We start from the raw sequence: 12762 nt of genomic DNA on the forward strand, positions 1-12762 counted from the left end.
CACGGGGCGCGGGGGAAAACCGGACGCGATACACCGAGGTCACAATTGGTGACCTCCGGGAAACGTGCGTCAGTGGGTCTCTTCCCAGGCCTGGTAGGCCTCCTCGACCACCCGGACGGCGTCGTCGACGTCGTCGGTGAGGTGCAGCAGCGCGAGGTCCTTCTCGCCGATCTTGCCCTCGGCGAGGACGCTGTCCCGCAGCCAGTTGTACAGCCCCTCCCAGTAGGACCGTCCGAAGAGGACAACCGGGAACTTGGTGACCTTCTTGGTCTGCACCAGGGTCAGCGCCTCGAACAGCTCGTCGAGCGTGCCGAACCCGCCGGGCAGGCAGATGAACGCCTGCGAGTACTTGATGAACATCGTCTTGCGGGCGAAGAAATACCGGAAGTTGACGCCGAGGTCCACCCACGGGTTGATGCCCTGCTCGAACGGCAGCTCGATGCCCAGGCCGATCGACAGCCCACCCGCCTCCGAGCAGCCGCGGTTGACGGCCTCCATCGCGCCGGGGCCACCGCCGGTGATCGCGGCGTAGCCCGCCTTGGCGAGCGCGGCGCCGATCTCCATGCCGAGCTTGTACTCGGGGTGGTCGCGTCCCGTGCGGGCGGAGCCGAACACGGTGACCGCGCGCGGCACCTCGGCCAGCGCGCCGAACCCCTCGACGAACTCCGCCTGGATGCGCAGGACCCGCCACGGGTCGGTGTGCACCCAGTCGCCCTTGCCGCGGGAGTCGAGCAGCCGCTGGTCGGTCGTCGACGTCTCGGCCCGCCGCGACCTGCGCAGCACGACCGGTCCGCGCTGCTTTTCCGCCGGGTGCTCGTTGTCCTCCTGCTGAATCGTCACACGCGCAAGTCTAGGCGTTCCGTGCGAGGAGACTGTCGCGAACGTCACCCAACGCGAAGCCGAGCAGGTTGAGCCCCCGCCACCGCGCCGGATCGGACGCGCGCGGGTCGTCCTCGCGCAGCCCGATGCCCCAGATCCGGTCGAACGGGCTGGCCTCGACGAGCACCCGGTCACCGGTGCCGAGCAGGGCGGCCCGCAGGTCGTCGTGCTGGGCGAACTTGAGCGCGTTGCCGTCGACGACGATCCCGGACCGGTTGGCCTCCCAGGTGGCCTGGTCGAAGCCCCTGACCTGGCGGCCGAGGTCCCTGGCCGCCCTGGGGTGGTCGGCGGCGAGGACCCGCTCGGCGGTGTCGTGGTCGTCGAACAGGACCGCCTTGCGCCACATCATGTAGTGCTCGGCGGTGGCGAACGTGCGCTCGCCGTCGGTGAACGACGACGGGTGCCACTGGCTGAGCCCGTTCTCGGGTCCCCAGAAGAACACGAACTCCACCCGCTCACCGGAGGCGACGGCCTTCTCCACGTCGGCAACGGAACGCATGCCGCACATGGTGGCGCGGGTGGCCGGTCAGGCGCGAGTGAATTCGAAGCCGGGGGCGGCTTCCCAGGCGCCGACGTAGAGAACGTCGAACGAGTCGAACCCGTTGGCGCGGAGCTTGAGGACGAGGTTCTCCTTGACGGCCACGAAGAACTCGCTGGGGCGGTGGGGGTCGTCGATGACCTGGTGGGTGGCGAAGAGGGTGCGGTCGAGCATCGAGAAGAGGGCAGCGTGGACGGCGTTCTTGTGGGTCTGGCGCGCGTGCTCGCTCCACGCCGCCAGGACCTCCGAGCCGAACTGCATCCGGCACCGGGGGAAGGTGGTCGCGGACTCGTTGTGGTTCTTCATGGCGTGGTTCCCGTCTGGCGGAGGTCCCTGGGGGCGTACTTATACGATATCGACGTTATATAACAGCGTCAACCAATGGTCAGGGGTGCGCACGCGGGAAGAAGGAATGAGGTTGGGGAGGCCTCCGCCACGCGGGAAGCCGAGCGCAGCTCACCACAAGGACTGCTGCCTGCCGGACAAGGTCAACCATCAAGCCAGACCGGGCACCATGATCAACCGCGGCCTCCGGCCCCCCGGAATCCAGCCTAGCCGCCACCACCGACAGTCCCGGCCGACGACAGCCGGGTCATCCACAGGCGACGGGTCCGGAATCCAGCCAAGGCCGGACAAGCGACAAAGTCCCCAGGCCTCAGGACAGGAACCGCTGCAGCACCTCGGCGCAGCGGCCGATCTGCGCCGTCGGGACGTTCTCCTCGTGCGTGTGGCACAGCACGGGATCACCGGGCCCGAAGTTCACGGCAGGCATCCCGAGCGCGGCGAAACGCGCCACGTCCGTCCACCCCAGCTTCGCGACGGGCGCGCCACCGGCCGCGGCCACCAGCTCCGCCGCGGCGGGCGCGGACAGTCCCGGCAGTGCGCCGGCGGCCATGTCCGTCACCACCAGGTCGTACCCGGCGAAGACATCCCGCAGGTGCGCCTCCGCGTCCGCGGGTGACCGGTCGGGTGCGAACCGGTGGTTGACCGTCAGCACGGCCTCGTCCGGGACGACGTTGCCGCTCACCCCGCCACCGACCCGCACGGCCTGCAGGCCCTCGCGGTACGTGCAGCCGTCGATGTCGACCACGCGCGCCTCGTACGCGGCGAGCGTCGCGAGTGCCCCGGACAGCGCATGGATCGCGTTCGAGCCCATCCACGCCCGTGCGGTGTGCGCCCGCTTGCCGGACGTGCGCAGCTCGACCCGCATGGTGCCCTGGCACCCGGCCTCGACGACCGCGTTCGACGGTTCGCACACGATCGCCAGGTCGCCTGCCAGCCACTCGGGCAGGTCGCGTTCGATGCGGCCGAGGCCGTTGCGCTCCGCCTCGACCTCCTCGCAGTCGTAGAAGACGAACGTCACGTCGTGGCGCGGTTCCGGCAGGGTGGCGGCGAGGTGCAGCATGACCGCGTCGCCGCTCTTCATGTCGACCGTGCCGAGGCCGTGGAGGTGGCCGTCGGTCCTGCGGGACGGGAAGTTGTCGTTCACCGGCACGGTGTCCAGGTGGCCCGCCATGACCACCCGCGAACCGCGGCCGAGCGTGGTGCGGGCCAGCACCGCGTTGCCGGACCTGGCCACCTCGAGGTGCGGGGCCTGGGCACGCAGCGCGGCCTCGACCGACTCGGCGATCAGGGCCTCGTCGCCGGACACGCTCTGGATGTCCACGAGCGCGGCGGTCAGCTCGACGGGGTCACCGGCAAGATCCAGTTCAACGGCCACGCCGCACACGCTACCCACCGGGCCTTTGGCTACCGTTGCGGCCGTGACTAGTGCAGACACCACCGGAGCGCTCGGCGTCGGCCTCGCGACGGTCACCGACGACGGCACCGTGCTCGACACCTGGTTCCCGAACCCCAAGCTGGACGACAACGCCGTGCCGGGCACGCAGCGGCTCTCCGAGCAGCAGGCCGCCGACGAGCTGGGCGCCGGGGTGTCGGCGCTGCTCGGCCCGGACGACGCGCGTGCCGTCGAGGTCGTGGCGGTGCGCACCGGCATCACCGACCTGTCGGCGCCGCCCGCCGACGCCTACGACGTCTACCTGCGGCTGCACCTGCTGTCGGCCCGCCTGATCCAGCCGCACGGGTGCAACCTCGACGGCGTCTTCGGGCTGCTGTCCAACGTCGTGTGGACCAACCACGGGCCGTGCCGCGTCGACGGGTTCGCCGCCACCCGGCTGCGGCTGCGCGCCCGCGGCCCGGTCACGGTGTACGGGGTCGACAAGTTCCCCCGGATGGTCGACTACGTGGTCCCGTCCGGCGTGCGGATCGGCGACGCGGACCGGGTGCGGCTCGGCGCGCACCTCGCCACCGGCACGACCGTCATGCACGAGGGCTTCGTCAACTACAACGCGGGCACGCTCGGCGCGTCCATGGTGGAGGGCCGGATCTCGGCCGGTGTCGTGGTCGGCGACGGGTCCGACGTCGGCGGCGGCGCGTCGATCATGGGCACGCTGTCCGGCGGCGGCAAGGAGACCATCTCGCTCGGCGAGGGCTGCCTCATCGGCGCGAACGCGGGCATCGGGATCTCGCTGGGCGACAACTGCGTCGTCGAGGCGGGCCTGTACGTCACGGCCGGGACGAAGGTGACGCTGCCCGACGGCAAGCTCGTGAAGGCGCTGGAGCTGTCCGGCGCGGACAACCTGCTGTTCCGCCGCAACTCCGCGACCGGCGCGGTCGAGGTCGTCCCGCGCACCGGTGCCGGCATCGAGCTGAACGCGGCATTGCACGCGAACTGACTAACATCGGGCACATGTCCGCTGATCCACTGCGGGCCCGGCTGGCTGAGCAGGTGGCTGAGCTGCGTGCCCAGGCCGAGGTGGCGCTGGCCGACACCGACCCGGAGGGCGTGCACCGGCTGCGCGTCGCCGTCCGGCGGGCGCGGGCGGTCCTGAAGACGGCCGGTGGGCACGACGAGCTGCGGGCCGAGCTGCGCTGGTTCTTCGGGCGGCTCGGCCCGCTGCGGGACCTGGACGTGCTGCTCACGCGGTTCCGCGGTGACACCGGCGGGTTCTCCGCCGACGAGCTGGCCGCGGTCGAACGCCTGCTCGGCGGGCTGGTGGCGGACCGGGAGAAGGCGCTGCGCCGCGCGGTCAAGGCACTGCGCGGCAAGCGGTACGCGCGGCTCGTCGACGGCCTCGCCGCCGCCACCCCGTCCGGCCGGGGCGAGGCCGGGCGGGACCTGGTCGCGGAGATCGCGAAGCCGCACGACCGGCTCCGCACCGAGGTGGCGGCCATCGGGCCGGACCCGGCCGACGACGACCTGCACGACCTGCGGATCCTGGGGAAGAAGCTGCGGTACGTGGCGGAGATGGCCACCGGCAAGCCGGCCAAGGCGCTGGTCAAGGCCACGCGGCGGTTCCAGGACGTGCTGGGCGAGTTCCACGACGCCTGCGTCGCCGAGGAGCGGCTGCGGGCGCTGACGCCCGGTGACCTCGAGGAGGCGTTCGTCGCCGGGCGTCTCGTGGAGCGGGAACGAGCCAAGCAACAGGCCATGCGTGCCGCCTGGCACGGCGCGTGGCTCGAGGTCGACCGCCGCGCGCAGGTGCTACGCGGTTAGCCGCTTCGCCGCCGCCTCGACGCGTTCGTCGGTGGCCGTGAGCGCGATGCGGACGTGCTTGTCGCCGGTGGGCCCGTAGAACGTGCCTGGCGCGGCCAGGATGCCGCGTTCCGCCAGCCAGTCCACGGTGGTCCAGGCGTCCTCACCCCGCGTCGACCACAGGTACAGGCCCGCCTCGGAGTGGTCGATCGTGAACCCGGCCGCCGCCAGCGCCGGCTTCAGCACCGCCCGGCGGGCCGCGTAGACGGCCTTCTGCGCGGCCACGTGCTCGTCGTCGCCCAGCGCCGCGGTCATCGCCGCCTGCACCGGGTGCGGGACGATCATGCCCGCGTGCTTGCGGACCGCCAGCAGCCGCGCCACCAGGTCCGGGTCGCCGGTGACGTACCCGGCGCGGTACCCGGCCAGGTTCGACGACTTCGACAGCGAGTGCACCGCCAGCACACCCTCGTGGGAGCCGCCGGTGACCGACTCGTGCAGCACCGACACCGGTTCGGTCTCCCAGCCCAGCGACAGGTAGCACTCGTCGGACACCACGACCGCGCCACGGGCGCGGGCCCAGTCGACCACCTTGCGCAGGTGCTCGGGCGGCAGCACGCGGCCGGTCGGGTTCGACGGCGAGTTCAGCCACACGAGCTTCGGCCGCGCCGGGCCGACGGCGACCGTGCTGTCCGTGCGCAGCAGGCCCGCACCGGCCAGGCGGGCGCCGACCTCGTACGTCGGGTACGCGAGCGACGGGATCACGACCAGGTCGCCCGGGCCCGCGCCCAGGAGCGTCGGCAGCCACGCCACCAGCTCCTTGGAGCCGATGGTGGGCAGCACGGCGACCGGGTCGACCAGCACCCCGTACCGCCGCGCGAGCGCGCCGGCGGCGGCCTCGCGCAGCGCGGGGGTGCCGTGGGTCGTCGGGTAGCCGGGGATCCAGGCGGCGCCGGTCAGCGCCTCCTGGACGACCGAGGGCACCGCGTCGACCGGGGTGCCGACCGACAGGTCGACGAGCCCGTCCGGGTGCGCACGGGCCTTCGCACCGGCGTCCGCCAGCGTGTCCCAGGGAAAGTCGGGGAGGCCGCTTGTCACTCGTCGTGCTGGACCGGGGGCAGGTCCTTGATCCACTGCGGGTCGTTGGCGGTCTTGCCCACCTTGGCCGCGCCGCCCGGGGAGCCGAGCTCGTCGAAGAAGTCGACGTTGGCCTTGGTGTAGTCCTTCCACTGGTCGGGGACGTCGTCCTCGTAGTAGATGGCCTCCACGGGGCACACCGGCTCACAGGCGCCGCAGTCCACGCACTCGTCGGGGTGGATGTACAGCATCCGGTCACCCTCGTAGATGCAGTCGACCGGGCACTCCTCGATGCATGCCTTGTCGAGCAGGTCGACGCACGGCTCGGCGATCACGTAGGTCACTGCTTCTCCTGTTTGATGTCCAGCGTGTCCAGCAAGGCACGAGGTTACCGGCCGCCGCTAGTATCCCTCTCAGCGATCGTCTCGTATCACTGTGGGGCGGCCAGTGTGGTGGCGAGCACCTTGCCCAGCACGACGGCTGAGGGTAGTGCGCCGCAGGCGAACAGCAGCAGTGAGCGCCAGTCGCTGATCAGCACCAGGTCACCGCCGGGTCCGAACATCCCGAACACCCCCACGACGACGATCCACGCGAGCAGCGGGGCCGCCGCCACCAGCAGTTTCGGCGAAAGTTTCCCAGCGACTGAGACCAGCCACGGGGTGGTCAGCGCGGCCACGACGGCGCTGAGGGGCACCGGCACCCCGCCCAGCGCGTACGGCAGCAGGTAGCCGTCGAACCGCAGCGGCAGGAACAGCAGCTCCAGCACCGCGAGCACGGCGGCGTCCACCACCAGCACCGCGAGGGTCAGCCAGGCCCTGACCGTCACGCGAGCCCGCCGAACAGGTCGGCGTCCGCGCCGCCGCCGTCACCGCGGGCGAGGAGGTAGAACTCGGCCGGCGGCAGCGGCTGCGCGATGCCGTTGGACAGCGCGTACGCCTGCGCCCCCTCGCTGCCCTGCCACACGCTGACCTGCGTGGAGTGGGCCGCGAGGGCCGCCACCTTCACCGAGAGCACGTCCGAGGTGTCGATCGTGGTGGTGATCCGCTCGTCGTCGGTCACCGGCAGCTCGCCCGGCTCCGGCAGCCGGAACGGCAGCCCGTCGCGGCCGGCGAGCGCGGCGACGCCCTCCTCGGTGGCCCGCCGGGACGTGACCGCGTAGAACACCCGGTCGACCTCCGGCCCGCAGGCCGCCATGGTGACCTCGTGGGCGCGGATGTGGTCGGGGTGGCCATAGCCGCCGTCCGGGCCGTACGTCACGACGACCTGCGGGCGCACGTCGGCGAGCACCTCGGCCAGCGCGGCGGCCTGCTCGGCCAGGTCACCGCCCGCGAACGCACGCGGGTGGGCGTTGGCGCCGACGCCTGCCATGCCGGAGTCGCGCCAGCGGCCGACGCCGCCGAGCCAGCGGTGGTCGGAGACGCCCAGCGCGGCGCACGCGGCCCGCAGCTCACCGATGCGGTACCCGCCGAGCTGGTCCGCCGCGTCGGCGGCGAGGCCGCGCAGGCTCTCCGGGATGATCTCCCCCTCCTCGCCGAGGGTGCACGTGACCAGCGTGACCTGCACACCGGCGGCCGCGTACCGGGCGATGGTGCCGCCCGTCCACAGGCTCTCGTCGTCGGGGTGCGCGTGCACGAGCAGGAGTCGCGGCGCTGTTGAGAGGGTCATCAGTCAAAGGTCCGTATCCGTGGGTCCAGCCAGGCGGTCAGGATATCGGCGAGCATCAGGACGATCACGAACAAGGCGACCGAGTACACCGAGACCGCGAGCATGACGGGGTGGTTGTTCTCGTTCATGGACCGCACGAACAGGTAGCCGAGGCCGTTGTACTGGAAGATCGCCTCGACGAGGATCGTGCCGCCCATCAGCGCGCCGAGCTGCACGGCCGACAGCTCGGCCACCGGGATCATCGCGTTGCGGGCGGCGTGCTTGAAGACGACCTTGCGTTCGGTGAGCCCCTTGGCCCGCGCCGTGCGGATGTAGTCCGCGTCGAGCACCTCGATCATCGCGCCACGCGCCAGCACCACGGTGAACGCGAGCGCGCTGATCCCCAGGGTGATCGCGGGCAGGATCAGCTCCTGCAGCCACGTGGTCTCGATGCCGATGGTCCTGGGGATCAGCGGGAACGCCTCCCAGCCGAAGACCGAGCGGCCGGAGAACGCGTTGCGGATCCACACGCCGAGCACGAACAGCGGGATCACGGTGAGGGTGATCGACGCGAAGGTGATCACGGTGTCGACGAACGAGTGCCGCAGCCGGGCCGCGACGATGCCCAGCGTGACCCCGACGACGACCTGGATGGCGAGCGCGACGAGCGCGAGCCGCAGCGAGTTCGGCGCGGCCTCGGCGAGCATGTCGATCACCGGCCGCCTGCGCTCGAAGTCGATGCCGAGGTCACCCGAGAACAGGTTCCCCACGTAGACCAGGTAGCGGACGAACAGCGGCTTGTCGAGGCCGAACGTCTCGTTGAGCATCGCCCTGGCCTCGGGCGTCTGCATGCGCGGCCCGATCATCCGGAACGGGTCGCCCCATTCCGTGACGGCCACCAGGGCCCCGAACGTGGTCACGAGGACCACGAGCACGGCGTTCGCCGTTCTGCGGAGCAGGAACTTGCCCATCTCCTCACCCCGTCCTGATACGTGGGTCGAGCCAGGCGGTGACGACGTCGGCGAGCATCAGCACGACGACGAACGCCGCCACGGAGTACAGGGTCACGGCCAGCATGACCGGGTGGTTGTTCTCGTTCATGGATCGCACGAACAGGTAGCCGAGACCCGGGTACTGGAAGATCGCCTCGATCATGACAGAGCCGCCCATCAGCGCCCCGAGCTGCATGGCGGACAGCTCGGCGACCGGGATCATGGCGTTGCGGGCCGCGTGCTTGAAGACGATCTTGCGTTCGGTGAGGCCCTTGGCGCGGGCCGTGCGGATGTAGTCGGCGGCCAGCGCCTCCAGCATCGAGCCCCGCGCCAGCCCGACCGTGTAGGCGAGCGCCCCGACGCCGAGCGTCAGCGCGGGCAGGAGCAGGTCCTGCAGCCAGGTGGTCTCGATGCCGATGGACCGCGGTATGAGCGGGAACGCCTCCCAGCCGAACACGGAGACGCCCGACAGCGTGTGCCGCAGCACCACGCCGATCACGAACAGCGGGACGATGGTGATCACGATCGCGGCCGCGGTGATCACCATGTCGGTGAACGAGCGGTGCAGCCAGGCGGCGACGACGCCGAGCGTGACGCCGACGACCACCTGGACCGCCAGCGCGGCGAGCGCGAGCCGGAACGTGTTCGGCGCGGCGGCGGCGAGCTGGTCGAACACCGGGCGCCGCCGTTCGAAGTCGATGCCGAGGTCGCCGGTGGCCAGGTTGCCCATGAAGTGCAGGTACCGGACGACCAGCGGCTGGTCGAGGCCGAACGTCTCGTTCAGCATCGCCCGCGCCTCCGGCGTCTGCATCCGCTCGCCGATCATCCGGAACGGGTCGCCCCACTCGGTGACCGCGACCAGCGCGCCGAAGGTCGTCACGACCAGGACGAAGATCATTCGTGCGAACCGGCGCACGAGGAACGTGACCATCCCGCCCCCCTCAAGAGCACGGAAGGCGCGTCCGGGACGTCGAGCGGGTCCCGGACGCGCCTTCCCGGCGCGTCAGGCGCGCACGACCTCGCGCAACGAGGCGAAGTGGCACGACGCCTGGTGCGTTGAGCTGCCGCCGACGTCGTACAGCGGCGGCGGCTCTTCGATGCAACGGCGCTGGTCGGACTCGGCCAGCTGTTCGAACTTCCAGCAGCGGGTGCGGAACCGGCAGCCCGACGGCGGGTTGGCCGGGTTCGGCACGTCGCCGCGCAGCACGATGCGCTCGCGCTGCCGCTCCAGCTTCGGGTCCGGGATCGGCACCGCGGAGATGAGCGCCTGGGTGTACGGGTGGTGCGGCCGGTCGAACAGGTCGTCCCGGTCGGCGATCTCCACCACGCTGCCCAGGTACATCACCGCGACGCGGTCGGCGATGTGCCGGACCACGGACAGGTCGTGCGCGATGAACAGGTACGTCAGCCCCAGCTCGTCCTGCAGGTCCTCCAGCAGGTTGACGATCTGGGCCTGGATCGACACGTCCAGCGCCGACACCGGCTCGTCCAGCACGATGAACTTGGGGTTCATCGCGATCGCGCGGGCGATGCCGACGCGCTGGCGCTGACCACCGGAGAACTCGTGCGGGTAGCGGTCCGCGTACTCCTCGGCGAGGCCGACCGTGTCCAGCAGGTCGCTGATGGTCTTGCGGTTCACCTCCTGCCCGAGCAGGTGGTACTTCTCGGACAGGATCTGCCGGATCGTCATGCGCGGGTTCAGCGACGCGTACGGGTCCTGGAACACGATCTGCATGTCCCGGCGGGCCTTGCGCAGGTCGTTCTTGCCGAGCCCGGTCACGTCGACGCCGTCGAGCACGACCTTGCCTGCCGTGGGCTCGAGGAGGCGCAGGATCGCCCGCGCGGTCGTCGACTTGCCGCAGCCGGACTCGCCGACCAGCGCCACCGTCTGCCCGCGGTAGACGTCCAGGTTGACCCCGTCGACCGCCTTCACCTGGCCGATCGTGCGCTTGAAGAACACGCCGGAGCGGATGGGGAAGTGCTTGACGAGGTTGCTCACCTCGAGCATCGGCTGCCCGGGGGCCTCGGCCGTGCCCAGCCCACCCTGGGGAGCTGCCGCCGTCACTTTGCTGCCACCCTCTCGTCGTACGCCATCGCCACGCGGTCACTGTGCACGCACGCCGCGAGGTGCTGCTGTCCGTCCACCGGCTCCAGCGGCGGCACCTGCGGCAGGCAGGCGTCCGTCGCGAACGCGCAGCGGGGGTGGAACGGGCAGCCCTGCGGCACCTTCGCCAGTGACGGCGGGATGCCCTTGATCGGCTGCAGGCGCTCCTGCCGGGTCTGGTCCATCCTCGGCAGCGAGGACAGCAGACCGTAGGTGTAGGCGTGCCGCGGCGAGTAGAAGATCTCGTCCGCGGTGCCCGACTCGACGATCTTGCCCGCGTACATGACGTTGATCCGGTCCGCGTAGGACGCCACCACGCCGAGGTCGTGCGTGATCAGCACGATCGCGGTGTTGCGGTCCTCCTGCAGCTTCTCCAGCAGCGCCATGATCTGCGCCTGCACGGTCACGTCGAGCGCGGTCGTCGGCTCGTCGGCCAGCAGCACGTGCGGGTCGTTGGCCAGCGCCATCGCGATCATCGCGCGCTGGCGCATACCGCCGGAGAACTCGTGCGGGTACTGGTTGATCCGCACCTTCGGGTTCGGGATGCCGACCTCGCCGAGCAGGTCCAGGGCCCGCTTCTTGGCCGTGTGCTTGGACACGTCCTGGTGGGTGCGGACCATCTCGGCGATCTGGTCGCCGACCTTGAACACCGGGTTCAGCGCGGTCAGCGGGTCCTGGAAGATCATCGCGATCTGGCTGCCCCGCAGCTTGCGCTGCTGCTTCTCCGGCATCTTCAGCAGCGAGCGGCCGCGCAGGTAGATGTCGCCGGACGGGAACGTCGCGGGTGGCGACGGCACCAGGCCGAGGATCGTCATCGCGGACACCGACTTGCCGGAGCCGGACTCGCCCACGATCGCGAGGGTCTCGCCCTCGTTCACGCTCCACGAGACGCCGTCGACAGCCTTCACGATGCCGTAGTCGGTCTTGAAGTGGACCCGCAGGTCACGTACCTCGAGCAGTGGGGCTGGTGGCCCGTCGAGGTCGATGTCGGCAGAGCCGGTCATCTGGGCGGTTCTCCTTGAATCTGGCTGGCTATCGCAGCTTCGGGTCCAGCGAGTCGCGCAGGCCGTCGGCCACGAACGCGAACACCAGGGTGGTCAGGCAGATCGCGGCGCTGGGGAAGATCCACAGGTAGTCCTTGCCCGAGACCCGCACCTGCTCGATGCCCATGTTGATCAGGCGGCCCCACTCCGGGGTGTCCGGCGGCACGCCGACGCCGAGGTACGCCAGCGACGCCATCGCGACGACCGCGACACCGATGCTGGTGAACGAGTAGATGAACACCGGCTGGATGGCGTTCGGCATGATGTGCCTGGTCACGATGCGCCAGTCGGACGCGCCGATCGAGCGCGCCGCCTCGACGTACTCCGACTCGCGCAGCGCCAGGATCTGGCCGCGCATGAGCCGTGCGGCCGTCGGCCAGCCGAGGATCACCAGCGCGATGATCACCTGCGGCACGCCCGTGCCGAACGTGCGGACCACGAGGATCGCGCCGATCAGGAACGGGAACGCCAGGAAGATGTCGGTCGTGCGCATGACGAAGGCGTCCGCGAACCGGCCGCGGTAGCCGGCGAGCGCGCCGAGCGCGACGCCGACGATCATCGAGCCGAGCATCGTCAGGAGGCCGACCAGCAGCGCGAGGCGCAGGCCGTACAGCAGCTCGGAAAACAGGTCGCGCCCGAGCGCGTCGGTGCCCATGATGTGGTCACCGCCGGGAGGCGCCAGCGTGTTCAGCAGGTTCTGGTCGTACGGGTCGTACGGCGAGATGAACGGCTGCAGGATCGCGACGACGACGAGGATCCCGACGACGATGAGGCCGAGCATCGCGAGCTTGTTGCGCTTGAACCGCCGCCACATGTCGGCGAACTGGCCGCGCGAGGGCTGCTTCGCCTTGCCGGGCGTGATGGGTTCTTCCGGGCTGCCTTCGTCGTGGGACGGTGCCTCGACGAACACCGCCTGTGCGGCGGTGGCCGGGTCAGGTGTGGTGGTCATGTCA

Annotated in this window: 15 protein-coding genes; 2 read left to right on the forward strand and 13 right to left on the reverse strand. The window is 70.7% G+C overall.

All coding sequences use genetic code 11. The annotated features are described in order from the left end of the window. Positions 1-69: 69 nt before the first annotated feature. The 4 genes from ACYQ77_RS02200 to dapE form a co-directional block, all read right to left on the reverse strand. Positions 70-840 (reverse strand): LOG family protein, encoded by a 771-nt coding sequence (locus ACYQ77_RS02200; RefSeq protein WP_459706853.1) that lies wholly within the window; start codon positions 838-840, stop codon positions 70-72. Between the two features lie 10 nt (positions 841-850). Then, positions 851-1378 (reverse strand): NADAR family protein, encoded by a 528-nt coding sequence (locus ACYQ77_RS02205; protein WP_459706855.1) that lies wholly within the window; start codon positions 1376-1378, stop codon positions 851-853. 27 nt (positions 1379-1405) lie between these two features. Beyond that, on the reverse strand, positions 1406-1723 hold the full coding sequence (locus ACYQ77_RS02210; RefSeq protein WP_459706857.1) for a DUF6235 family protein: 318 nt from the start codon (positions 1721-1723) through the stop codon (positions 1406-1408). 349 nt (positions 1724-2072) lie between these two features. Then, complete coding sequence (gene dapE, locus ACYQ77_RS02215) at positions 2073-3137, reverse strand: succinyl-diaminopimelate desuccinylase (protein WP_459706859.1); 1065 nt, start codon at positions 3135-3137, stop codon at positions 2073-2075. A gap of 43 nt (positions 3138-3180) precedes the next feature. Between dapE and dapD the strand changes: the two genes are divergently transcribed. Together dapD and ACYQ77_RS02225 are read left to right on the forward strand one after the other, a co-directional pair. Continuing rightward, positions 3181-4152 (forward strand): 2,3,4,5-tetrahydropyridine-2,6-dicarboxylate N-succinyltransferase, encoded by a 972-nt coding sequence (gene dapD / locus ACYQ77_RS02220; protein WP_459706861.1) that lies wholly within the window; start codon positions 3181-3183, stop codon positions 4150-4152. A gap of 14 nt (positions 4153-4166) precedes the next feature. After that, positions 4167-4973 (forward strand): CHAD domain-containing protein, encoded by an 807-nt coding sequence (locus ACYQ77_RS02225; RefSeq protein ID WP_459706862.1) that lies wholly within the window; start codon positions 4167-4169, stop codon positions 4971-4973. Here the strand turns inward: ACYQ77_RS02225 and dapC are convergent. The 9 genes from dapC to ACYQ77_RS02270 all read right to left on the reverse strand — a co-directional run bounded on the left by dapC (position 4962) and on the right by ACYQ77_RS02270 (position 12758). After that, a complete protein-coding gene (dapC, locus tag ACYQ77_RS02230) occupies positions 4962-6047 on the reverse strand; it encodes a succinyldiaminopimelate transaminase (protein ID WP_459706864.1) in 1086 nt (361 codons plus the stop codon). The two genes, ACYQ77_RS02225 and dapC, sit on opposite strands and share 12 nt — an antisense overlap. Beyond that, entirely contained in the window at positions 6044-6370 is a 327-nt protein-coding gene (gene fdxA / locus ACYQ77_RS02235; RefSeq protein WP_459706865.1) for a ferredoxin, read from the reverse strand. The genes dapC and fdxA overlap by 4 nt, the downstream gene beginning before the upstream one ends. A gap of 86 nt (positions 6371-6456) precedes the next feature. Continuing rightward, positions 6457-6852: a hypothetical protein gene (locus ACYQ77_RS02240; RefSeq protein ID WP_459706867.1), complete on the reverse strand. Its 396-nt coding sequence runs from the start codon at positions 6850-6852 to the stop codon at positions 6457-6459. Further along, positions 6849-7691: an N-acetyl-1-D-myo-inositol-2-amino-2-deoxy-alpha-D-glucopyranoside deacetylase gene (mshB, locus tag ACYQ77_RS02245; RefSeq protein ID WP_459706869.1), complete on the reverse strand. Its 843-nt coding sequence runs from the start codon at positions 7689-7691 to the stop codon at positions 6849-6851. Before mshB ends, ACYQ77_RS02240 begins: the two co-directional genes overlap by 4 nt. Next, positions 7691-8641 (reverse strand): ABC transporter permease, encoded by a 951-nt coding sequence (locus tag ACYQ77_RS02250; protein WP_459706871.1) that lies wholly within the window; start codon positions 8639-8641, stop codon positions 7691-7693. Before ACYQ77_RS02250 ends, mshB begins: the two co-directional genes overlap by 1 nt. A gap of 4 nt (positions 8642-8645) precedes the next feature. After that, positions 8646-9593, reverse strand: coding sequence for an ABC transporter permease (locus tag ACYQ77_RS02255; protein ID WP_459706873.1), 948 nt, complete (start codon positions 9591-9593; stop codon positions 8646-8648). 72 nt (positions 9594-9665) lie between these two features. Then, positions 9666-10670, reverse strand: a complete 1005-nt coding sequence (locus ACYQ77_RS02260) for an ABC transporter ATP-binding protein (RefSeq protein ID WP_459708113.1) — start codon at positions 10668-10670, stop codon at positions 9666-9668. 53 nt (positions 10671-10723) lie between these two features. Continuing rightward, complete coding sequence (locus ACYQ77_RS02265; RefSeq protein ID WP_459706874.1) at positions 10724-11770, reverse strand: ABC transporter ATP-binding protein; 1047 nt, start codon at positions 11768-11770, stop codon at positions 10724-10726. Between the two features lie 28 nt (positions 11771-11798). Further along, positions 11799-12758 (reverse strand): ABC transporter permease, encoded by a 960-nt coding sequence (locus ACYQ77_RS02270; protein ID WP_459706876.1) that lies wholly within the window; start codon positions 12756-12758, stop codon positions 11799-11801. Between the last annotated feature and the right edge of the window lie 4 nt (positions 12759-12762).

The sequence above is a fragment of the Actinophytocola sp. KF-1 genome, from assembly GCF_054661535.1.

Excerpts from the sequence above, each read along its gene's own strand:
- ACYQ77_RS02205 (WP_459706855.1), bottom strand. The coding sequence starts at position 1,378 with ATGCGTTCCGTTGCCGACGTGGAGAAGGCCGTCGCCTCCGGTGAGCGG.
- ACYQ77_RS02210 (WP_459706857.1), bottom strand. The coding sequence starts at position 1,723 with ATGAAGAACCACAACGAGTCCGCGACCACCTTCCCCCGGTGCCGGATG.
- ACYQ77_RS02225 (WP_459706862.1), top strand. The coding sequence starts at position 4,167 with ATGTCCGCTGATCCACTGCGGGCCCGGCTGGCTGAGCAGGTGGCTGAG.
- mshB (WP_459706869.1), bottom strand. The coding sequence starts at position 7,691 with ATGACCCTCTCAACAGCGCCGCGACTCCTGCTCGTGCACGCGCACCCC.
- ACYQ77_RS02250 (WP_459706871.1), bottom strand. The coding sequence starts at position 8,641 with ATGGGCAAGTTCCTGCTCCGCAGAACGGCGAACGCCGTGCTCGTGGTC.
- ACYQ77_RS02255 (WP_459706873.1), bottom strand. The coding sequence starts at position 9,593 with ATGGTCACGTTCCTCGTGCGCCGGTTCGCACGAATGATCTTCGTCCTG.
- ACYQ77_RS02260 (WP_459708113.1), bottom strand. The coding sequence starts at position 10,670 with ATGCTCGAGGTGAGCAACCTCGTCAAGCACTTCCCCATCCGCTCCGGC.
- ACYQ77_RS02265 (WP_459706874.1), bottom strand. The coding sequence starts at position 11,770 with ATGACCGGCTCTGCCGACATCGACCTCGACGGGCCACCAGCCCCACTG.
- ACYQ77_RS02270 (WP_459706876.1), bottom strand. The coding sequence starts at position 12,758 with ATGACCACCACACCTGACCCGGCCACCGCCGCACAGGCGGTGTTCGTC.